Source organism: Accumulibacter sp., assembly GCF_029255145.1.
In the GTDB taxonomy this organism is placed as follows: Bacteria; Pseudomonadota; Gammaproteobacteria; order Burkholderiales; family Rhodocyclaceae; genus Accumulibacter.
Genome location: NZ_JAPUVQ010000118.1, coordinates 28,962 through 50,768 on the forward strand (window position 1 = coordinate 28,962; position 21,807 = coordinate 50,768).

A 21,807-nucleotide genomic window follows, 5' to 3' on the forward strand; every position below is an offset into this window, starting at 1 on the left:
AGTCCAAGGCGTACGTTGCGCGGCGGTACCTGGGTCCCAAGACCAGGCTTTGCCTGCTTCGCCGGTAATCGCTACACTTCGGATGCCCGCAGCACGACTGCCAACGACCGCCTTGCCGACCATGAACTCACCAACACCCAGCCACCAGGCAGTGATCGCAGCGACGCGCCGGTGGCTGGAACGCGCGGTGATCGGCCTCAACCTCTGTCCCTTCGCCAAAGGCGTTCATGTCAAGGAACAGCTCCGTTATGTGGTGAGCGACGCTCCGGACGAGGAGACCCTGCTCGCCGACCTCGAGCGCGAACTGCACATGCTGCTGGCGGCGCCGCCGGCCGAGGTTGACACCACGCTGCTCATCCATCCCGCAGTGCTCACCGCTTTCGAGGACTTCGCCGCGTTTCTCGACGTGGTCAATGTGGTGCTCAGAACGCAAGGACTCGAGGGCATTCTGCAGGTCGCCAGCTTCCACCCGGATTACGCCTTTGCCGGCACCGATCCGGACGACATCACCAATTGTACCAATCGCTCGCCTTTCCCGACCCTGCACCTGCTGCGCGAGGACAGCCTGGACCGGGCGGTGGCGGCGTTCCCGGACGCCGCGGCGATCTACGAGCGCAACCTGCGAACGCTCCGCGAGCTGGGCCGCGATGGCTGGCAGGCGCTCGGCGTCGGCGCGCCGCTGCCAACGGCGCGAAGCAAGTAGCTTGCAGATGCCGGCGCTGGCCACCCGCATCGAGTTGCGCGAGGAAGAGGTCGAGTTGATCGCCATCCGCGCGCAGGGCGCTGGCGGCCAGAACGTCAACAAGGTCTCGAACGCCATCCACCTGCGCTTCGCCATCGGTGCCTCGTCGCTGCCCGAAGAGATCAAGCAGCGCTTGCTGCAAACGCGCGATCAGCGGATCAGCGCCGATGGTGTGGTGATCATCAAGGCGCAGGCGCACCGCAGCCTTGAACGCAATCGTCTCGATGCCCTGACCCGCCTGCGCGAACTGATCGCCCGGGCAGCGTTCACCCCGACGCCGCGGCGAGCGACCCGGCCGACGCGCGGTTCGCAACTGCGGCGGGTCGACGACAAGGTGCGGCGCGGGACGGTGAAGCTGCTGCGCGGGAGGGTTGACGAGTAATGCGAGGGTTGATCCTGATAGTGGAGCGACTGACGATGTTGATTCTTTCCCGTTCGACTGCCGGGTCGTGGCGATGACCGCCGCCGCGGTTCTCGGCTTCTGGTTCGACGAGGCGACGCCGGCGCAATGGTGGTCGAAGTCGGACCCTTTCGACCGTCTGATCGAGGCGCGTTTTGGCGCCCTGCACGCGGCCGCGCTGCGTTGCGAGTTGTACCACTGGCGCAGCAATGCCGACGGGAGGCTGGCCGAGGTGATCGTCCTCGATCAGTTTTCGCGCAACATCTTTCGCGATCGTCCACAGGCCTTCGCCGCCGACTCGATGGCTTTGCTGCTCGCCCAGGAAGCGGTAGCCGCCGGTGCCGACCGTGCGTTCGACCCGACGCGCCGCGCTTTCCTGTACATGCCCTACATGCACAGCGAGTCGCCGCTGATTCACTCTGTGGCCAGCAAGCTGTTCGCCGCGCCGGGGATGACCGGGAACCTCGAATTCGAACGGCGGCATCAAGCGATCATCGAGCGCTTTGGGCGTTATCCGCACCGCAACGCGATTCTCGGTCGAGCTTCGACGCCGGCCGAGCTTGAGTTCCTGAAGACGCCTGGATCGGCGTTCTAGACAGGCGGCGACGCCGTCTGCCGCGAGGCGCGAACGCGACTTTGACGGTCAGGCGGGGCTTGAAAAACTTGGAGGCACGCATGGCTTTTCAGCAGAGTTTCGAGCTTCACAGTCGCGGTCGCGGGACCGTCGAGATCACTGCCGAAGTCGCGCGGGTGGTCCGCGCGTCGGGCATAGAGGTCGGCCTGGCCAACGTCTTTGTCCAGCACACCAGCTGTTCGGTGGTCCTGACCGAGAACGCCGACCCCTCGGTGCGGCGCGATCTGGAAACCCTGGCGGCCCGCTGGGCGCCCGATGGCGACGCGGCCTATCAGCACGACAGCGAGGGTGACGACGACATGGCCGCGCACGGGCGTAACATCCTGGTCGGCGCTTCGCTGAACGTGCCGGTCGGCAGCGGCGCCTTGCGACTGGGCACCTGGCAAGGAATCTACCTTTGGGAGCATCGGACGATCGCCCATCGGCGCCGGGTGGTGGTCACCGTCATTGCTTGACTGGCGGGCCCGTCGGTGACCCGGCCGTTGGCCGGCGAAGTCCGGCAGCGAATCAAGGCGCAGATGGCGATTCGCGGCAATCGCTGGGCGGCTGGCGGGCGCTTACTTGAGGGGGATGATCAGCTTGTCCCAGCCGGAGCCTTCCTCGTCCGGTTTGCTCTTTCGGTTGCTGCCAAGCGCGGCCAGGCGCGCTTCCATCTCAGCAATTGATTGGTCGGTAAACTGAAGTCGACGACGATCGCTGCCGCAGCGACGTTCAGCCTGATCGGTCGGTCGGTCGAGCTGCCGCTGGCGGCGGTCTGGTCCTCTTTGCGTGCGCATTGCTTACTCCTCTTAGATCGCCGGCTGCGTGCCGCATGGCAACGCAGCCAGCCAGCTCCGGAAGACACTTGCCGCCCGCCTGCAACAAGCGCTGAGGTGGGCACAAGCCATCGGCAAGTGGCTCCGGCGACTGATTCATGGGCATTATGCGGAAAAGGTCAGCGGAAGGCCAATGCAGCGGATTTATGAACATCATTTGCGGCTTATGAAGCACCGCCGCGGGCTGCCAGCGCGCTTCCGGCTTCGGTCACCAGCCGCAGGCCGGCCGGCAAGGCCTCGCCGAAGGCGCGGCGTTCGTCGGCCTTGTCCAGCGCGACGGCGGTCCGGATCTGTTCGCTCCAGCCGGGCGAGGCATTGATCGCTGCCAGGCGGTCGAGTACCGCTTCGCGGAGCGTATCGGGGAGGTCGCGCGAACGGTCGCCGGTCAGGCGGGTGATTTGCGTCGCCGCGAAAGCGGCCGGCTCGACCTTCTTCCAGTCGACCGCCAGCAGCGCTTCCAGCCAGCGGCCAGCGACATCGGCCGGCACCACCTGGTGAGCGCTGCCGTACAGCGCTTGACGCGCGCCGATTCGCCCGAGCGCCCACCAGCCGAGCGGTTTCTCGGCGCTTCTGCGCAACCTGTCGAGCAGCCAGTCGCCGACCTCGATCTTGCGTTCGACCGGCAGCCTTTCGAGCGAGGCAGCCAGGCGCAGCATGTCGTCGTGACTGCCAGCGATCGGTGCCGGCTGACGGTTGCGGGTCTTCACCGTCGCTTTCGCCGGCTCGCTCTGCAGCGGCGGCAGCAGTTCCGCGAGCAGCGTTTCCTGGGTCGCCTGCGGCAAACCGCCGGCCGCGCGACGCCACAGGGTCCACCATTCGGACCAGTTCTGACTCTCGCCGACGTACTGGATGCCCGGCGCCAGCAGCTCGGACAGTTGCTCGATTCGCCAGTCGTCGAGCGCGTCACCGAGCCCCGGACGCAGGCAATAGCCGGCCAGATTGAGCCACAGCCGTTCGTGCTCCGGCGAGCGGCGGCGGCGGCGCGCGCGCTGCAGCAGCGCGTCGAAGAGCGCGCGCAGCAGCGGCATTTCCCAGTCCTCGCGCTTGCCCAGCAGGTGTTCGAGGTGGCCACGCAGGTGCCGGACCTCCTTGCCATCCACCGCCTGCGAGCGTCCACCAAAAATGTGCTCGATAGCTTTCACGGCGTCGGCGAAGCGCGGTGGCAGGACCTCGGACGAGGCGCTCGCCGTGCTGCCGTCGCCGCGCAGCTGGAATTCGAGCAACCAGCGGCGGGCTGCGTCGTCGATGCTGACGCAGTGGATCTCCAGGCTGCCGACTTCGGTGATGGCGGTGATCAGCCGTACCCGCACTTCGCGCTGGCTGCTGCCGGCGAGGCCTTGCACGACGGTGGCGATCGGTGGCAGGCGGACGAACTCCTCGTCGTCCAGGGCGGCCATCTCGCCGGGCAGATAGGCGGTGTCGGCGACCGACGAAGCCAGGTGAAAGCGCACCGGCTGGCCAAGTCGCAAGCTGAAGGCGCGGTCCGGCAGGTGGATTTCGTGACCTTCCTCGATTCCCCGTGGCAGGATGCAGATGCCGCGTCGCTCCCTGCTGCCATCATCGAGAACCAGGAAGTAGCTGCGCGCCGAGCCGCCACCGATGCGTCGGCCGTGCCCCTGTCGAACCAGCGCGTAGGCGACCGCACCGCGCGCCACGGCGATATCGGGATGGTCGTTGCGTAGCAGCCGCAAGGGCGCTTCGCGCCAGTCGCCGAGGGTGCTTTGCAGGCGTTCGGCAAGCGCTTCGGCGCGAAACACGCCGCCGTTGAACAGCAGCGTATCGGGAACCGGCAGTCGCTGCCGGTCGTCTGCTGCGTCGCCTTCCTGCTGCTGCTCGCCGCGCTGTTCGGCCAGAGCCCGGCGCGCGGCCTGCGCATGCCGTTTGAGAAACGCCGCTAGATGGCGGGTAATCGCCGGGTCGGCGGGGTAGGGCAGGCCGAACTCGACGATCGCCGCCCGCCGCTGCTGCACCGGCTGATCCGCGGTGACGCGTGGCAAGAAGCCGTCGACCAGCAGTTGCCGGACCTCATCGCGCTGCAGTTCGATGGTGCGCGCGCTGCCGATCAGCCGCGAGCCGCTGCCGAGCAGCGTCAGCAGTAGCGATGCCGGCGCATCGGCCGCCAGCAGTTGCTCCTTGGCCGCCCGGCAGCGCGCCGTCAATTGCGAGAAGCGCGCCGCCGACAACCTGCCGTCGCCGGCCGGTAGCCGCGACTCGACGAGATGGGCGAGCGCCAGGTCCATGTTGTCGCCACCGAGCATCAGGTGGTCGCCGACGCCGATCCGCGTCAGTTCGGTTTCGCCGTCCTTGATCGCCACCTGGATCAGCGTCAGGTCGGTGGTGCCGCCGCCGATGTCGCAGACCATCAGCAGCCGCGTTTCGGCGAGTTCGTCGGCCAGGTTCTGCTGATGGCGGAACAGCCAGTCGTAGAACGCCGCCTGCGGTTCCTCAAGCAGGCGCAGCTTCGCCAGGCCAGCCTGCCGCGCGGCTTCCAGGGTCAAGGCCCGCGCACCCTCGTCGAAGGACGCGGGGACGGTCAAAATCAGCTGCTGCTGTTCGAGCGGTGCGTTGGGGAAGCGGTGCAGCCAGGCCGCGCGCAGATGCGCCAGGTAGCTGGCGCTGGCGGTTACCGGCGAAACCTTGGCAACATCGTCAGCGGCGCCCCACGGCAGGATCGGCGCCATCCGGTCGACCGCCGCGTGCGACAGCCAGCTCTTGGCGCTGGTCACCAGACGCCCCGGCACCTGCGTGCCGAGGTCCAGCGCGAAGCGGCCGGTGACCACCGGCTCGCCGCCGTCCCGGGAAGTCTCCGCCGCGTCGACAGGCCACGGCAGTTGCAGGTCGCCGGGGCTGATTTCGCCCGCCGCCGGATGGAAACGGACCGACGGCAGCAGCGGCCTCGCGGCAACCTCGCCGGCAGCGACCAGTTGCTCGATCTCGAACAGCTCGACCTTGCGGCTGCACGGTGCCGCGTAGGCGACGACGGTATTGCTGGTCCCGAGATCGATGCCGACGATGTACTGCTGTTGCTTCACGCCGCTCAGTCCGCGGCGCCGCCGCGGGCGTCAAACTCGACCTTCCAGCGCTCGGGACCGTCGTGCGGCAGCGCTTCGAGTTCGAGCGTGCCGGCCTCGGTGATGCGTGCGTGCAGCCGGACGCGGACCACCTCGCCGGCGGCACGGCCTTCGCTGGGCAGCGTCGTCTGGATCTCGTCGAGTTCCTGCAACTCGTCGGGCTGCCAGTCGTCGAGCAGGGTGCCGACCTGATCCTGACGGCGAACCGACGAGCCGAAGAAGCGAAAGCGCACCTGCTCGCCGACCACCAGCCCGAATTCTTGCGCCGGCAGGGCGGCGTCGCTGCCTTCTTCCATGCCGAAAGGCGCCAGGCACAGCGCCTGCACCGGCGGTTGCATGCCGGGTACGGCGGGCATCACCGATTCGACCGCCACGTAATACGAGCGCGCCGTGCCGCCACGGATGCGAACGCCCTGGCCGCGGCGCACATAGCCGTAATACGCGCCGCCCCGGGCCACCGCCAGATCGAGGTCGGCGCCTTCGAGCCGGCGCGCGGCCGGTGCACCCTCGGCGGTCAGCCAGGAGTTGATCGCCGTCAGCATGCGCTCGGCGAGCAGCTCGGACTTGAAGACGCCGCCGTTGAACAGCACCGCCGTCGGATGCAGGAAGCTGGCGCCGTCCGGCAAGGCGCCACTGAAGCCTTCGAGGTCGGCGGTGGCCGCCACCTGGCGGGCCAGGAAAGCGGCCAGGTGGCGCGTCACCGCGGCGTCCTGGGCGTAGGGCAGGCCGAGCTGCGTCAGGGCACCGCGGCCGCGGCCCTGTGGACGGTCGGCGATCGCTGCCGGTGGGAAGAAACCGTCGAGCAGGGTGGTCGTGAGTTCCGCCCGCGTCAGCTCGCTGCGTACCGAGCCGCCGATCAGCCTGGCGCCGCGGCTGGCGATCAGTAGCGGCACTTCGTTGACCGCCTGGTCGTTGAGCAGCGTTTCCTTGGCTGAACGGCACGAATGCGTCAGCGCCCGCAATTGCCAGGGTTCGACCTTGATCCCCTGCGAACCGAGTTTGCTGGCGACGGTGAAGGCCAGCGCCAGGTCCATGTTGTCGCCACCGAGCAGGATATGCTCGCCAACCGCGACCCGGTGCAGTTCGAGAACCCCGTCGCGTTCGAGGACAGCGATCAGCGAGAAGTCGCTGGTGCCGCCGCCGACGTCGACGACCAGAATGATCTCGCCCGGGTGTACCTGCTTGCGCCAGCCGCCGGCGCTCTTGTGGATCCAGCTGTAGAGCGCCGCCTGCGGTTCCTCGAGCAGGATCATCTGCTCGCAGCCGGCGCTCTTGGCGGCCTCGGCGGTCAATTCGCGGGCCGCCGGGTCGAAGGACGCGGGAATGGTGACGACGACCTGCTGCTCGACGAAAGGCGCCTCGGGATGGGCGTGGTCCCAGGCCGCGCGTAGATGCGCCAGATAGCGCCGCGAAGCTTCGAGCGGTGAGACGCGCGCCACTTCCGGCGGCGCGTCGTTGGGCAGGATCGCCGCGCGCCGGTCGACACCGGCGTGGCAGAGCCAGCTCTTGGCGCTGGAAACCAGCCGGATCGGCGTTGCCGCGCCGCGGCTGCGCGCCATTTCGCCGACCGCGTAATCCTGCTCGGCGGTCCACGGCAGACCCAGGTCGCCGGGCGCAAGTTCGCTGGCGTGCGGCAGATAGATGAACGACGGCAGCAGGCCAGGCGCTTCGACCGAAGCCGGCGCGGTCAGCTGTGGAATCGGCAACACGCCCAACACCACCTGCTCGCCGTCGCTGCTGCCGATGTCGACCCAGGACAGCGCGCAATGGGTGGTTCCGAGGTCGATGCCGATCGAGAATCTTGCTTCGTTTATTGAGGATTCGCTCATAGTTCCACCTCGGCCGGCGCGACGATGTGCAGATCATGGCTGCCGGCAAGCTTCGGCAGGCGCGTCTCGACGACCCGCCAGCCGCGGTGCGTGATGCTGCCCCTGAAGGGCGGCTGACCGACGACGTTGCCGGTGATGCGAATCGCCGCGGCGTCGAAACCTTCCGCCAGGGTAAGCGTGCTGCCTTCGGTTTCCTCGCGGATCGGCGCGATGCTGAAGTTTTCGCTGAGCACCTTGCGACAGCCTTCGTGCACCAGACGGGCGGCAGCGCCGACGTCGGCATCCGGATAGGCCGCGACGTCTTCCTGGATGAAGTCGATGAAGCGCGCCTCCCTTTGCAGCAGGCCGAGCAGTTGCAGCGCGCCGTCGGGCGCCGCTTCCCGGAGCGGCGGTGCGCTGGGCTTGCTCGCCGGCTCGACTTCGGGGGCCGCGCCCGGCTGCGTTCCGCAGCGCACAGCGCGCACGCGGCCGGCAAAGTCGGCGTTGCCAAGGATTCGGAAGAAGCTTCCGCAGGCTATGGCGATCCTGCTGAAGAACGATGGATGGTCTGGTTCCATGAAATGGTCCTTGAAATGATTCTGGTGTTGGCCGCCGAAGCGGCCGGATGACGTGCTCAAGGCCCGCTCGCGGCAGCGCCAGCGAAGGCTGCTGCGGCGGGCGGGGCCTTGTTCGAAGAGGGGGCGTTCCCGGACCAGTGACGGGAAGTCGTTCTGGCTTGCGCATGGTAGTCATGGCCGCAGCGATATGCAACGGCGGCCGGGAGCGGCGATCAGACCGGCAGCGGCGCACCGCAGACCCGCCAGCCTCGCTTGTTGCAGTGCAATATATAGCATTTCGCAAGATTCGGGTAGGGGCGCTGCACCCGCCGGCCGGCGATGCGGCGTTGGCCTTGTCGATCAAGCCGCGAAGGAGCAGCGCTGGCCTGGCCAGCAGCGGCGTCAAGCGCGGCACGCTGGTGATAAGCGGCCGCAGGAGCAAGCGTAGCCGCCGAGGATGTCACGGTGCGGCGTCGACCAAGGCGCGCCACGCGGGCCAGCCATGGTGTCGACGAAACGTTGTTCGTCGCTTACTCGCCAAGCACGTCGGTATGCGCTGGCGGCGTGAAGCGGAACAACGAGGCGGCCACTTGCGGATTGCGTTCGAGGTGGGCGAAAACCAGCGAGCTGGTCTGGCCGAGGCTGTCGAGCAGTTCCATCGCCCGCAGGTCGTTGCCCGAAAAGCCGAGGAGAACCTTCGCGAAGCCACTGTCGGGTGTCCTGGGGATGGCCTCCACCCAGTCCAGGCCGTCGCGCGCGCCCGCTTCGCGCAGGGTGAAATCCTTGTCGATCCGGCTGTCACCGGCGAGCAGCGCGGCCGGCGTGCCGCCCAGCGCGGCGCCTGCCTTGCGGACGGTGACCTGGCGGAGGTCCGGGTCGTGGATCCAGATCTTTTCGCCGTCGCCAACCAGCAGCTGAGCGTACGGCTTGTCGATCTGCCAGCGGAACTTGCCAGGGCGCGAGATGATCATCACGCCGCTCGACACCTGCGGCTTGCGTCCGTTCCGGGCGACGACGGTCTGCGTGAAGTCGGCGCGGACGGTCCGGGTGGTGTCGAGGAACTGGTGCAACTTGTCGATCGCCTGGGCGTGCGCGATCCCGGCACTCAGCAGACCAACTGCGGCGAAGAACTGCAGGCACGCCACCGGCCGCATCAGTCTTCTTCCTTGCGGGCCAGGACTTCACGACCGCCACGGGCGTCCATGGCCGAAACGAGACCGGCCTTTTCCATCGCTTCGATCAGTCGTGCCGACCGGTTGTAGCCGATGCGCAGGTGGCGTTGGACCAGCGAAATCGATGCGCGGCGATTCTTCAGGACCACTTCGACGGCCTGATCGTAGACCGGATCGGCCTCGCCGTCGGGATCGAGTCCGCCGTTCTCGCCACGGCCGCCGCCTTCGGCGTCATCGATGCCGCCAGCGCTACCGGTGAGCACGCCCTCGAGGTACTCCGGCTTGCCCGCCTTCTTCAGATGGTCGACCACCCGGTGCACCTCCTCGTCGGCGACGAAGGCGCCGTGTACGCGCGTCGGATAACCGGTTCCCGGCGACAGGTAGAGCATGTCGCCCTGACCGAGCAGCGCTTCGGCGCCCATTTGATCGAGAATGGTTCGCGAATCGATCTTCGACGACACCTGGAACGAGATGCGGGTCGGGATGTTGGCCTTGATCAGACCGGTGATGACGTCGACCGACGGCCGCTGTGTGGCCAGGATCAGGTGAATTCCAGAGGCGCGCGCCTTCTGTGCCAGGCGGGCGATCAGTTGCTCGACGGTCTTGCCAGCCACCATCATCAGGTCGGCGAGTTCGTCGATGACCACCACGATGTACGGCAGGAGCGCCAGCGGCTCCGGGGTGTCGGGGGTCAGCGAAACCGGGTTGGGAATTTTTTCACCGTTCTTCTCGGCATCGCGGATGCGATGATTCAGACCGGTCAGGTTGCGCACGCCGATCGCCGACATCAGCTTGTAGCGCTTGTCCATCTCTCCGACGCACCAGTTGAGGGCGTTGGCGGCCTGCTTCATGTCGACCACCACCGGCGCCAGCAGGTGCGGGATGCCCTCATAAATCGACAGTTCGAGCATCTTCGGGTCGACCAGAATCAGCCGCACCTGGTCGGGCCCGGCCTTGTAGAGCAGCGACAGGATCATCGCGTTGATGCCCACCGACTTGCCCGAGCCGGTGGTGCCCGCAACCAGCAGGTGTGGCATCTTCGCCAGGTCTACGACCAGCGGCTGGCCGCCGATATCCTTGCCGAGAGTCATCGTCAGCGGCGAGTTCAGGTCGTGGTATTCCTTGCTGGCGATGATCTCCAGCAGCCGCACCATCTGCCTTTTCGGATTCGGCAGTTCGAGGGCCATCGCCGACTTGCCGGGGATCGTTTCGACGACCCGCACCGAGATCAGTGACAGCGAGCGCGCCAGGTCCTTCGCCAGGTTGAGGATCTGCGCTCCCTTGACGCCGACTGCCGGCTCGAACTCATAGCGGGTGATCACCGGCCCCGGGTAGGCCGCGGTGACGGTTACCTGCACCCCGAAGTCGGCCAGTTTGCGCTCGATCAGACGCGAGTTGTACTCCAGGGTTTCCGGGCTGACGCGCTCACTCTGCAAGGGCGCCGGTTCCAGTAGATGCAGTGGCGGCAGGATGCCGCCGCTGATCGCCTCGGGAAACAGCGGCACCTGCCGCTCACGGTCGATGCGCTTCTCGACTTTTGGCGGCAGTGGCGGCGCGCTGACTACCGGTTCGCGCCTTTCGATCAGGATCGGCTCGTGCGTTTCGCCGCGCTTCTTCTCGACCTCCACCACGGCCTCGCGCTCACGGGCCACCTCGCGGCCGATGCGGCGGTCCTGCCAGCGCTCGAAGACGCCGTGGACAGCCAGGATCGCGCTTTCGAACAGTCCACCGACACCTTCGGCGGCCGAGATCCAGGAAACCCCCGCGAAAATGCTCCAGCCTAGCGCCAGCAAGGCAAACAGCGCCAGTGTCGCGCCGGTATAACCGAGATTGCGCACCGTGAACGCAGCGAGTTCGATGCCGATCATGCCACCGGGACCGATTGGCGTCGCCGCCTTGAGCGTGTAGAAGCGCAAGGTTTCGAGGCCGCTGCTGGCGACGATCAGTACCATGAAGCCAGCCAGGGCGATGTATCGAGGGCGCCGGTCGGCGGGCCGCGGGCTGTCGAGGCGACGGTAACCCCACCACACGAAGGCCAGCAGCAGAACGACCCACCACCAGGCGGAAAGGCCGAAGATGTACAGCAGCAGGTCGGCCAGCCAGGCGCCGCTGCGACCGGTCGGGTTATGCAGGCTGGTGGTGTAGACCGCGTGCGACCAGCCCGGGTCGTCGCGACTGTAACCCCACAGGGCGAGCGCGAGAAAGCTGGCGACAACGATCAGAATCAGCCAGCGCGATTCCTCCAGGAGCACCGCGATCTTTTCGGGCAGCGGACTTGTTGGCGCTCGTGACGGGTACGAAAAGCGGCCGGCAATCTTGTTCAGCAAAGCCATCAGCGGGGTCGCAATCGGTGAGCTATGGTTTGGCCGCGGCCGCCGTCGGGGAAGGCACGCGCTTCTCGAGGATGACAATCCGGCCCTCTTCAACGCGGAAGTATCCCTGATTTTCCAGGTCCTTCATCACCCGGCTGACCATCTCGCGCGAGGCACCGATCATCTTGGCGATATCCTGCTTGGTGAGGCGCCGTCGGATGACGCGCTCGCCGCGTTCGTCTTCGGAGAAATCGATCAGCAGCTTGGCGACGCGGCCATAGACGTCCATCAGCGCCAGACTCTCGATGTTGCGGTCCGCTTCGCGCAAACGCTGGACCAGACTCTTCATGATGTTCAGGCAGAGATCGAAGTTCTCTGCCAGGCAGCGCTTGAAGTCGTTCTTGGTGATCACCAGCAATTCGCAGGTCTCGGTGGCCATCACGTCGGCTGAACGAGGGCTGCCGTCGATCAGCCCCATTTCGCCGAAGAACTCTCCGGGGCCGAGCAGGGTCAGAATCACTTCGCGTCCTTCTTCGTCGCTGTTCAGCACCTTGGCGCCACCGCTGATCAGGACGTAGAGCGAATCGGTGCTGTCGCCGGCACGCACGATGGTCGTCTGGCGCGCGACCCGGCGATGAAAGGCAACCTTCGCGATCTGTTCGAGTTGGGCGTCCGGGACCCCGGCAAAGATCGGAATGCTGTGCAGCAAAGTCAGGCTTGGTCCCCTCCTGGGTTGCTCGACCTGAGTGTTCATGAGGCATTCCTTCATCAAGTGAAGTTATTTCTATCAAGGGCTTGGGCGGCGATTATAAGGCACTTTGCAGCTTTCAAGAGCAAACCAGGCACAAACTTGCCGCTGGGAGGGCTGGCGTTGCCGGTTATAATTTTTTCATCACCCACCATCAGAGCACCTCAACATGACCCAAGCTACTCGCCACTGCCGCCTCCTGATCCTGGGCTCGGGCCCTGCCGGCTACACGGCAGCGGTTTACGCGGCGCGCGCCAACCTGAAACCGGTTCTGATCACTGGCATCGCTCAGGGTGGGCAGTTGACGACCACGACCGACGTCGACAACTGGCCGGCCGATGCGCAGGGTGTGCAGGGTCCGGAGTTGATGCAGCGTTTTGAAGAGCACGCCCGCCGCTTCGATACCGAGATCGTCTTCGATCACATCCACACCGCCAGACTGACCGAAAAACCGTTCACGCTGGTCGGCGATTCGGGTACCTACACCTGCGACGCGCTGATCATCAGCACCGGCGCTTCGGCACAGTATCTGGGCCTGCCGTCGGAGGAAGAATTCGCCGGCCGCGGCGTTTCGGCCTGCGCGACCTGCGATGGCTTCTTTTATCGCGACCAGCCGGTGGCGGTCATCGGTGGCGGCAATACGGCCGTCGAGGAGGCGCTCTACCTGGCGAATATCGCCAGTCACGTGACGCTCGTGCACCGGCGCGACAAGCTGCGCAGCGAGAAGATCCTGCAGGACAAGCTGTTCGCCAGGGAGCGGGCGGGCAAGGTCACCATCCGCTGGAACTGCACGCTGGACGAGGTGCTGGGTGATCAATCGGGGGTCACCGGCATGCGCATCAGGGACAAGTTGACAAATCGCAGCGAGGATCTCGCGGTCACCGGCGTGTTCATCGCCATTGGTCACAAACCCAACACCGACCTGTTCATCGGCCAGCTGGCGATGGAAGGCGGCTACCTGACGACGCAGTCCGGGCTGCAGGGCAATGCGACGGCGACGTCGATACCGGGGGTGTTCGCGGCCGGCGACGTGCAGGACCATATCTACCGTCAGGCCTGCACTTCGGCGGCCAGCGGCTGCATGGCCGCGCTCGACGCCGAGCGCTATCTCGACGACAACGTCGACGTGACCGCTTGACAGCTTCTCGACCGCCTCGCAGAGTCGCCAGCGAGGGCGTCCGCGGCTGCCTACGGCCGGCATGAACACGGTTTCCTGCGATGACTCAGAGACATCGACCCAACGCGGACGATTCGGAGGACCTGGCCGCTTTCCTGGCGGCGGTTCACGGTGCGCGGCCGCTTGTGCAGCCCGGCCGAGTCACTTTGGAAGCTCCGAAGCCCAGTCCCCGACCGCGGCAACGGGAACTCGACGACGCCGCGGTGATCGTCGAACTGCTGCACGCACCGCTGGCGATCGACGACTGGCTCGACCTCGGCGGGGCTGATTCCTTCCTGCGCAGCGGCTTGCCGCGGGTGCTGCTGCGCGACCTGAGGCGCGGCCGCTGGAGCATCCAGGATCACGTCGACCTGCACGGCATGAACCGCCATGAGGCGCATCAGCAAGTGGCCCTTTTCCTCGCTGATTCGCTGGCCGTCGGCAAGCGCTGCCTGCGCATCGTACACGGTCGCGGCAATGGCTCGCCGGGTCGGGAGGCAATCCTGCGCCAGCTGGTCAAGGTCTGGCTGGGTCGCTGCAAGGACGTCCTGGCCTTCTGTCACGCGCCGGCGTGCGACGGCGGCGACGGCGCCCTGTGGGTGTTGCTGAAAGGCCGCGGCAAGCCGCGCTAGCGTCCAGAGCGCCCGGTCAGCCAGCTGCTCGCGGTTGGTGCGCTGCAGCGCCGAGCTTGCGCTCAGATCGCCGATTCGTCGAGTTCACCGGTGCGGATGCGGATTACCTGCTCGACGGGGGTGACGAAAATCTTGCCGTCACCGATCTTGCCGGTACGCGCCGCCTTGACGATCGAGTCGATGGCGCCCTCGACCACGGCGTCGGAAACGACGATCTCGATCTTCACCTTGGGCAGGAAATCGACGACATACTCAGCGCCGCGATAGAGCTCGGTATGCCCCTTCTGGCGGCCGAAACCCTTGACCTCGGTGACGGTCAGCCCGGTCACACCCATCTCTGACAGCGCTTCTCGCACTTCGTCGAGCTTGAAGGGTTTGATGATTGCTTCGATTTTTTTCATGGCCTCTACTCCGCAGGAAGATCGTAAGGAAATCGTATCAGAAATCGGCCATCGATAAACGATTCGTACGGAGCATCAATACGGATCGCGGTAGCGGTTGGTGATCGGATAGCGCCAGTCCTTGCCGAAGCCGCGCTGCGTCACGCGGATCCCCACCGGCGCCTGGCGTCTCTTGTATTCACTGATCTTGAGCAGGTGGACCACCCGGCGCACGTCGGCTTCGGCATGACCGCGGGCGATGATCTCGCGCGGACTGATGTCCTTTTCCATGTACGCCTCGACGATCGCGTCGAGCACTTCGTAGGGGGGAAGACTATCCTGATCGGTCTGGCCGGGCTTCAACTCGGCCGACGGCGGACGGCTGATGATCAGCTCGGGAATCATCTGCGAGCAGGTGTTGCGCCAGCGTGACAGGCGATAGACCCAGGTCTTGGCGATGTCCTTGATGACCGCGAAGCCGCCGGCCATGTCGCCGTAGAGCGTGCAGTAACCGACGGCCATCTCCGATTTGTTGCCGGTGGTCAGAACCAGCGCGCCGGTCTTGTTCGACAGGGCCATCAGAATCATGCCGCGGATCCGGGCCTGCAGGTTTTCTTCGGTGGTGTCGGCCGGCAGACCGGCGAACTGTTGCTGGAGCATCGCGGCGAAGGTCTTCATTGCCGGCTCGATGGCGATCTCGTCGTAGCGAATGCCGAGCAGGCGGACCATCTCGCGTGACTCGGAAAGGCTGATATCGGCGGTATACGGCGAGGGCATCATCACCGCACGCACCCGCTCGGCGCCCAGCGCGTCGACCGCGATGCACAGCGTCAGAGCCGAGTCGATGCCGCCCGACAGACCGATGATCGCGCCGGGGAAGCCGTTCTTGCCAAGATAGTCGCGGACGCCGAGAACCAGCGCCTGGTAGACTTCGGCTTCAATGCCGGGTGCCGCAACGATTGTTCCCGGGCGTGGTTCGCCATCGACGAAGTCCACGATCGCCAGCGCCTCCTCGAACTGCGGCAGTTGCCAGCACACCGTGCCGTTCGAGTCGAGGACAAACGAGCCGCCGTCAAATACCAGTTCGTCCTGTCCGCCGGCCAGATTGACATAGACCACCGGCAGACGGGTGCTGGCGACGCGCTGGCGCAGGACTTCGGTACGTCGCTCGCGCTTGCCGATGTGGTAGGGCGAGGCGTTGAGGACCAGCAGGATCTCGGCGCCGGCTGCGCGGGCCAGATCGGCGGCCCCGGCTTCCCAGACGTCGGCACAGATATTCACGCCGCAGCGCACGCCCTTGAGCGTCAGGACGCAGGGGCCCTCACCGGAAGCGAAATAGCGTTCTTCGTCGAAGACCTCGTAGCTCGGCAAGCGCTGTTTGTAATAAGTTGCTACCCGCGCGCCGTCGCTGATCAGCGTCGCCGCGTTGTAGCAGCGCTCGCCGCGCCGCTCTGGGTGGCCGACCAGGACGGCAATTCCCTTGATCCGGGTGACCAGGGCATCGAGCTCACTTTCGCAGGCGGCGCTGAAATCCTCGCGCAGCAACAGGTCCTCGGGCGGGTACCCGCAGAGCGCCAGTTCCGGCGTCAGCAGCAGGTCGGCACCTTGCGCCCGGGCGCGTTCGGCGAAGTCGAGGATCCGCTCCGCGTTGCCGGTGAAGTCGCCGACCGTGGCGTTGATCTGGGCAATGGCAATCTTGAGAGACATCGGTGCAGGCCCCAGCGAAAAGGGCGCTTGCGCGCCCCTTGGTCAAAGTGAGGAAGAGTCAGGAAGAGACCCGTCTAATAGTTCGGCTTCTCTTTAGCTGAATTGTAGCGCGCCACACCTTCCATGATTTCCTTCTTGGCTTCGTCGCTACCGAGCCAGCCGGCGACCTTGACGAACTTGCCCCGCTCCAGATCCTTGTAGTGGGCAAAGAAATGAGCGATCTGATCGAGGATCACCTGCGGAAAGTCGCGCGGTGACTCGATGTCGCGGTACATCGCCGTCAGGCTGTCCACCGGAACAGCCAGCAGCTTGCCGTCCTGTCCTGCCTCATCTTCCATCGCCAGCATGCCGATCGGCCGGCAGCGTACGACGACCCCGGGGTGCAGGGCAAACGGCGTGACGACCAGGACGTCGACCGGGTCATCGTCACCAGCGATGGTGTGCGGAATGTAACCGTAGTTGCAGGGGTAGTGCATGGCGGTGGCCATGAAGCGATCGACGAAGACCTGCCCGCTCTCCTTGTCGACTTCGTACTTGACCGGATCGGCGTGCATCGGGATTTCGATGACGACGTTGAAATCATTGGGGAGCGATTTGCCGGGGGGCACGCGATCTAGGCCCATGCGAGTTCCCTTTACTGGTTGCGGAAGAGCGCATTATACGCGCCAAACGTTGCACGGGTTACTCTCTGGCGGAGCGTGGACATGGCTGGCGAGACCTCGCAAACCATCGGTCACAAGGACTGCGTGGCAGGCGCGCGCGGCCGACGGCGGGGTTGCCCGGTGAACTTCTTCAGACCCCGCAGGGCAACTGCTGCGCCGATCCGGAGAAGCGTGCCTGTGCCGTGTCGAGTCCTTGCAGCCAGCCGAGAACGCCAGCCGCGCCGGTTTGCCAGTGCTCGTCGAGAATCAGCGCGTGGCCGGTATCGGCAACGATCTGCAGTTCGGCGTTCCAGCGCTTGGCTACAGGCAGGATCATCGATGGCGGAAAGACCGTGTCCAGTTCGCCGGTGACCACCAGGACAGGCAGCTCCGGCCGCCTCGCGGGCCACCTCCAGCCGACCAGCGTCAGGTCGCAGATCGCCCGCACAGATTCAGGCTGAACCAGTTCCGTAAAGCGCAGCAGCGTTTCCGGCGTCGTGGTGGGCGAGAAATAGACCTCCTTGAGCAGGCGCAGCGCCTGCGCGCTGACCCGCCCCCTGCCTATATTCGCGACTTCGCGAAGAAACTGCGGGTAGCGCAGCAGGAGTTTCATCGCAGACTCCAGCGTCCCGTTGGCCGGCACCGGCGAGATCAGGACGCCGGCCACTGCTTGCGACCGTTCCAGGATACGTTCGGCGATCAAGGCGCCCATCGAATGCCCGATGACCACCGGTTTCCTGCCGATGGCACCGATCACCTGCAGTGAGTCGGCCAGGTAATCGTCGACACTCAGCGCGTCCCGATCGGCATGCCCGTCACTCCGGCCATGCCCCGAGAAGTCCAGCGCGTGGCAGTGGTGGCCACGTTCCGCAAAATAGGGAAGGAAGTGCGCGTCCCACGACCGGCTGTCCATGTAGCCACCGTGCAGAAAGAGCAGCGGCGGGCCGTTCGAGGGGGTGCGCGGTGGGCGCTGGATGGTGTGGATCTGGCGTTTGGTCATGCGTAGTCTCCGAAAGCGCGTGGCTACTTTCCATATCCGGGCTGGGGGCGAGGGGCTCGGCGATCACAAGCAGGTCTCGGTGCGGATTCGGACGCGCGTGCCGGGACGACTGGTTTCATGATCGTCACGCGGTGGCGACGAGAGCAAACAGGGTGGCCCATTGAGCACGACCGCGTGACGCCCTGCCGTTCGCTTGCGCTCAGCAGCCCCTGCTCTGGCGTGACTCTCCCATTTCGACCATCTGACGCGCCTCGGCGGCAAACTTCTGCGCCTGCTCGCCGTCGCTGTCGCGGTCGATGGCCGCAGGGGGGGAATTGATCCCCTTCTGCACGGCCGGACGCTGGCGGATTTGGTCGCGCCAGCGTTGCAGATGGGGCAGATCATCGATGTCCACGCCCGACCAGCGATGCGTGCGCACCCAGGCCCAGTTGGCGATGTCGGCGATCGAGTAGTCGCCGGCGAGAAATTCGTGATCCTTGAGACGACCGTCGAGGACGCGAAAAAGCCGCCTGCACTCACCCTGGTAGCGGTCGATGGCGGGCTGGATCTTTTCCGGAAAGTAGCGGAAAAAGACGTTGGCCTGGCCCATCATCGGCCCGATGCCGCCCATCTGGAACATCAGCCACTGGATGACCAACGAGCGGCCCTTGCTGTCATCCGGCATCAGCTGACCGGTCTTTTCGGCCAGGTAGATCAGAATGGCGCCGGATTCGAAGACCGCGAAATCGTCTGCCGCGCGGTCGATGATCGCCGGGATGCGGCCGTTAGGATTGATCGCCAGGAACCACGGCTGCTTCGGTTCTCGCTCCGAAAGGCTCAGCATGTGCAGCTCGTAAGGCAGCGCGAGTTCCTCGAGCGCAATCGAGATCTTGTGTCCGTTCGGTGTTGCGGCGGTGTAGAGATCGATCATTCCGGTCGCCTCCTGAGTGATGTTCGAAGTGGGTGTGGGGAACGCGCAACAATGGTCGTGGCCATCTTACAGCAATCGCCGCTCGCCACCGATGCGTGGCGCGCTCGGCGCCCCGCTCGTCCGCTGTGGTCGGCTTTCGAACGTGCGGCATTCGGCTTATGATGTTTTCAGGATGTCGCCAGGGACTGGATGTGAAATGACTCACGGTTCACCCGCACCACACCGCGGCAAGGTGCTCGACGAAATCGCCGCGCCCGGGAGCGAACCGTCGGCGCCGATTGCCAATCCCTATCCAGGGCTGGCGGCGTTCAAGCCCGAAGGACACCGCTTGTTCTTCGGGCGCGACGACGATAGCAAGCGGATCCTTGCCCGCCTTGCCGAGACGCGGCTGATCAGCGTTGTCGGCCGTTCGGGTACCGGCAAGTCGTCACTGGTCGCCGCCGGCGTCGTCCCGCGCCTGGGCGAGCAGATCAGGCACTTGAGCTACCTGCGTTTCGAGCCACAGGGCAGTCCTTTCCGGCAGCTTGCCGACGCGCTTTGTCGCGAGGTGCTGGCCGGGGAGCCTGGCGAAGCGGCCGAATCCATGCGCCCGGCGGCTGATCGTCTGCAACGACTGCTCGCAGACCCGGTCGAGTCGCCACAGGTCGACGAGCAGCTGGCCGCCGCCAGCGTCGATCTGCTGGGGCAATGGGGTCGCCCGGTGCTACTGCTGGTTGACCAGGCCGAGGACCTGTTTACGCACACCTCGCCGGCAAGCGCGCTTCGCTTCCGCCTGCTGTGCGCACGCCTGCTCGAGCGTGACGATCTGTACCTGGTGCTGACGCTGCGCAGTGAATTCACCGCCCGGCTGCTGGAGTGGCTCGGCGAAGACCTGTTTCGGCGCTCCCTGGTGGCTCTTGAAGCGGTCCGCTCGGACGAGCAGCTGCAGGCGATCATCACCGGTCCTGCCGGTGCCTATGGCGTGCCGGTTCAGCCCGAACTCGTTGCGACTCTGATCTCGGCGTCGAGCGCCACCAAGGGTGCGCTACCGCTGATCGCCCTGACCCTCGAACAACTCTTCCACCAGCGCGACACCGGGCAGGGACTGACCCTTGCTGCCTACCAGCGCATGGGCGGCCTGGAAAGCATCGTCGATAGCGCAGCCGCCGGAATCGAACGATTGATCGCTAGCGAACCTGAACTTGAACTTGCCTGCGGCCGCCTTTTTGCCGAACTGGCGACCGTGATCGACGAACTGCCGAGACGTCGGGCGGCCGCGATTGGACCGCTGCGCGCGGACCGGCAGGTCGGGCGTCTGGTCGATGCGCTGCGCCGCCAGGGCTTCCTAAGCGACCCGGATGATCAGCACGTCGAACTCGCCCACGAAACGCTGCTTGGTCACTGGCCGCGTCTTCGTCAATGGTGCGCCCGCTACAGCGACAGTCTTTCGCTGAGCTGGCAGGCCAAACAGGCGGCGCGAGAATGGCAGAAAGCGGTCGCCCACGACGGGATCCAGTCGCCGGGTGCTCAGACCAGGGACGCTGACCTGCTGCGCTGGAGCTGGGAGCGTCAGAAGCCGGCCCTGCTGGCCCTGCTCGAGCTCAGTCACCTACCCGCGCCAGCCGACCCTGACTTCCACGATCCGGGCATCGAGGCCTGGCGGGTGCTGTCCGGCAAACTGGGAGATCCGCTGCGCGCTTTCCTGCGGCCTGAGCCGCTGCAGCTACTCGAAGAGCTGGCCGATGATGCGGCGCAGCATCATCGGCGCGAGGAGATTGGCCTGCGGCTCAATCAGATGGGGGACCCCAGACGAGGTGTTGGCGTGGCCGCCAACGGACTGCCGGAAATAGTCTGGGTTGACGTGCCGGCGGGCGAAGTGCATCTCGAAGGGCGGGGTGGCGAGCTATTCCCGGTCCGGCCCTTCAGAATGTCTCGGTACGCCGTCACCTGGCAGCAGTACAACGCTTTCCTCAACGCCGAGGATGGCTACCACGACCGCCGCTGGTGGCGGAAGCTGGTACAGCGCAAGCAGCCTGGAGAAGAGCGCTGGAGCTTCCAGAACCATCCGGCGATCCACGTCTCGTGGAGCGATGCGGTCGCCTTTTGCCGCTGGCTGAGCGAACGGTGGCAATTGCCGGGGCCGGAGACCGTACGCCTGCCGACCGAGTGGGAATGGCAGTGGGTTGCCCAGGCCGGCAACGAAAAGCGCAAGTACCCATGGCCCGGCGACTGGAACCCGGCGCGCGCCAACGGCCATGAAAGCGGAGCCGGCAGAACGATGGCGGTCGGGATGTATCCGCTCGGCGCGCCGGGCGAAGGGATGGTCGCCGATCTTGCCGGAAACGTCTGGGAGTGGTGTCTCAACGAGTACCATCTTCCCGCCAACACGCAGATCGGTGGTGACAACCCGCGGGCGCTGCGCGGTGGGTCGTGGCTCGATTTCCCGGGTGATCTGCGTGCTGCCAAGCGCGACTACTTCCCTCCTGGCGACCGTGACGGCGACATCGGCTTTCGGGTGGTCCTTGCCGCTTCGCTGGAATAGGCGGCAGGCAGCGCCCCGGGCTCAAACGGGAAGGGCGAACCGGAAACCGGCAAGGTCCGCCGCCGGCAGCGGCGGGCTGAACAGGAAGCCCTGAACCTCGAAGCAGCCGTGTGCCTGCAGAAACTGCAGTTGCTCGACGGTCTCGACGCCCTCGGCAATGACTTCCATCCGCAGGCTAGCGGCCATCGCGACGACGGCTCGGACAATCGCCGCGTCGTTGGCATCGCTGCACAGGTCGCGGACGAACGATCGATCGATCTTCAGGCGCGCGACCGGGAAGCGTTTGAGGTAGGCAAGGCTCGAGTAGCCGGTGCAGAAATCGTCGATCGCCATCCGGATGCCCAGCCCGGCAAGCGCGCGCAGGAGCGTCGAGGCGCTCTCCGGGTCGTCCATCAAGAGGCTCTCGGTCAGTTCGAGTTCAAGCGCCGACGGCGGTAGGCCGGACTCGGCGAGCGTGGTGGCGATCATTTCGCACAGGTTCAGATTTCCTGATCCCGGCCGGGAATGTAGGTAGAATTCCGGAATTGCGAGTAGCACTTTATTTCGAAGGCCATAATTTTCGTATGGCATAGACCAAGCGTCGCTAGGAGTGCAAGGAGGA

At 65.7% G+C, this 21,807-nt stretch carries 20 protein-coding genes; 7 read left to right on the top strand and 13 right to left on the bottom strand.

The features are described from left to right. Positions 1-121: 121 nt before the first annotated feature. The 4 genes from Q1L50_RS13680 to Q1L50_RS13695 all read left to right on the top strand — a co-directional run bounded on the left by Q1L50_RS13680 (position 122) and on the right by Q1L50_RS13695 (position 2,231). A complete protein-coding gene (locus Q1L50_RS13680) occupies positions 122-703 on the top strand; it encodes a DUF1415 domain-containing protein (RefSeq protein ID WP_300339679.1) in 582 nt (193 codons plus the stop codon). Between the two features lie 7 nt (positions 704-710). Continuing rightward, the gene (arfB, locus tag Q1L50_RS13685) at positions 711-1,124 is read left to right on the top strand and encodes an alternative ribosome rescue aminoacyl-tRNA hydrolase ArfB (RefSeq protein ID WP_300339649.1); all 414 of its coding nucleotides are present in this window, start codon (positions 711-713) and stop codon (positions 1,122-1,124) included. 73 nt (positions 1,125-1,197) lie between these two features. Next, positions 1,198-1,737: a DUF924 family protein gene (locus tag Q1L50_RS13690; protein WP_300339651.1), complete on the top strand. Its 540-nt coding sequence runs from the start codon at positions 1,198-1,200 to the stop codon at positions 1,735-1,737. Between the two features lie 80 nt (positions 1,738-1,817). After that, complete coding sequence (locus tag Q1L50_RS13695) at positions 1,818-2,231, top strand: secondary thiamine-phosphate synthase enzyme YjbQ (RefSeq protein ID WP_300339652.1); 414 nt, start codon at positions 1,818-1,820, stop codon at positions 2,229-2,231. Positions 2,232-2,333: 102 nt separating this feature from the next. Here Q1L50_RS13695 and Q1L50_RS13700 read toward each other — a convergent pair whose 3' ends face one another. The 7 genes from Q1L50_RS13700 to Q1L50_RS13730 form a co-directional block, all read right to left on the bottom strand. Beyond that, positions 2,334-2,552, bottom strand: coding sequence for a hypothetical protein (locus Q1L50_RS13700; protein ID WP_300339654.1), 219 nt, complete (start codon positions 2,550-2,552; stop codon positions 2,334-2,336). A 203-nt stretch (positions 2,553-2,755) separates the two neighbouring features. Next, positions 2,756-5,623, bottom strand: coding sequence for an Hsp70 family protein (locus Q1L50_RS13705; RefSeq protein WP_300339655.1), 2,868 nt, complete (start codon positions 5,621-5,623; stop codon positions 2,756-2,758). A gap of 5 nt (positions 5,624-5,628) precedes the next feature. Beyond that, positions 5,629-7,476, bottom strand: a complete 1,848-nt coding sequence (locus tag Q1L50_RS13710) for an Hsp70 family protein (RefSeq protein WP_300339681.1) — start codon at positions 7,474-7,476, stop codon at positions 5,629-5,631. An 11-nt stretch (positions 7,477-7,487) separates the two neighbouring features. Beyond that, positions 7,488-8,048: a DUF2760 domain-containing protein gene (locus Q1L50_RS13715; protein WP_300339683.1), complete on the bottom strand. Its 561-nt coding sequence runs from the start codon at positions 8,046-8,048 to the stop codon at positions 7,488-7,490. Between the two features lie 509 nt (positions 8,049-8,557). Then, positions 8,558-9,181: an outer membrane lipoprotein chaperone LolA gene (gene lolA / locus Q1L50_RS13720; protein ID WP_300339657.1), complete on the bottom strand. Its 624-nt coding sequence runs from the start codon at positions 9,179-9,181 to the stop codon at positions 8,558-8,560. Next, positions 9,181-11,532, bottom strand: coding sequence for a DNA translocase FtsK (locus Q1L50_RS13725; protein ID WP_300339658.1), 2,352 nt, complete (start codon positions 11,530-11,532; stop codon positions 9,181-9,183). Before Q1L50_RS13725 ends, lolA begins: the two co-directional genes overlap by 1 nt. Before the next feature lie 22 nt (positions 11,533-11,554). Then, entirely contained in the window at positions 11,555-12,265 is a 711-nt protein-coding gene (locus tag Q1L50_RS13730; protein WP_300339660.1) for a Crp/Fnr family transcriptional regulator, read from the bottom strand. Positions 12,266-12,428: 163 nt separating this feature from the next. Between Q1L50_RS13730 and trxB the strand changes: the two genes are divergently transcribed. Both trxB and Q1L50_RS13740 read left to right on the top strand, forming a co-directional pair. Continuing rightward, the gene (gene trxB, locus Q1L50_RS13735; protein ID WP_300339662.1) at positions 12,429-13,397 is read left to right on the top strand and encodes a thioredoxin-disulfide reductase; all 969 of its coding nucleotides are present in this window, start codon (positions 12,429-12,431) and stop codon (positions 13,395-13,397) included. A 185-nt stretch (positions 13,398-13,582) separates the two neighbouring features. Then, a complete protein-coding gene (locus Q1L50_RS13740; RefSeq protein ID WP_300339664.1) occupies positions 13,583-14,047 on the top strand; it encodes a Smr/MutS family protein in 465 nt (154 codons plus the stop codon). Between the two features lie 62 nt (positions 14,048-14,109). Here Q1L50_RS13740 and Q1L50_RS13745 read toward each other — a convergent pair whose 3' ends face one another. The 5 genes from Q1L50_RS13745 to Q1L50_RS13765 all read right to left on the bottom strand — a co-directional run bounded on the left by Q1L50_RS13745 (position 14,110) and on the right by Q1L50_RS13765 (position 18,685). Next, positions 14,110-14,448, bottom strand: coding sequence for a P-II family nitrogen regulator (locus Q1L50_RS13745; RefSeq protein ID WP_300339666.1), 339 nt, complete (start codon positions 14,446-14,448; stop codon positions 14,110-14,112). Between the two features lie 75 nt (positions 14,449-14,523). Next, entirely contained in the window at positions 14,524-16,134 is a 1,611-nt protein-coding gene (locus Q1L50_RS13750) for an NAD+ synthase (RefSeq protein ID WP_300339668.1), read from the bottom strand. Positions 16,135-16,208: 74 nt separating this feature from the next. Beyond that, positions 16,209-16,757 (bottom strand): inorganic diphosphatase, encoded by a 549-nt coding sequence (gene ppa, locus Q1L50_RS13755; RefSeq protein WP_300339670.1) that lies wholly within the window; start codon positions 16,755-16,757, stop codon positions 16,209-16,211. A 169-nt stretch (positions 16,758-16,926) separates the two neighbouring features. Further along, positions 16,927-17,775 carry an alpha/beta hydrolase gene (locus Q1L50_RS13760; protein ID WP_300339672.1) on the bottom strand — a complete coding sequence of 283 codons (849 nt, stop codon included), beginning with the start codon at positions 17,773-17,775 and terminating at the stop codon, positions 16,927-16,929. Positions 17,776-17,974: 199 nt separating this feature from the next. Continuing rightward, positions 17,975-18,685 carry a glutathione S-transferase N-terminal domain-containing protein gene (locus Q1L50_RS13765; protein ID WP_300339674.1) on the bottom strand — a complete coding sequence of 237 codons (711 nt, stop codon included), beginning with the start codon at positions 18,683-18,685 and terminating at the stop codon, positions 17,975-17,977. 196 nt (positions 18,686-18,881) lie between these two features. Here Q1L50_RS13765 and Q1L50_RS13770 point away from each other — a divergent pair, with 196 nt between their 5' ends. Continuing rightward, on the top strand, positions 18,882-21,206 hold the full coding sequence (locus Q1L50_RS13770) for an SUMF1/EgtB/PvdO family nonheme iron enzyme (protein WP_300339676.1): 2,325 nt from the start codon (positions 18,882-18,884) through the stop codon (positions 21,204-21,206). Between the two features lie 21 nt (positions 21,207-21,227). Here Q1L50_RS13770 and Q1L50_RS13775 read toward each other — a convergent pair whose 3' ends face one another. Next, complete coding sequence (locus tag Q1L50_RS13775) at positions 21,228-21,743, bottom strand: EAL domain-containing protein (RefSeq protein WP_366145241.1); 516 nt, start codon at positions 21,741-21,743, stop codon at positions 21,228-21,230. Between the last annotated feature and the right edge of the window lie 64 nt (positions 21,744-21,807).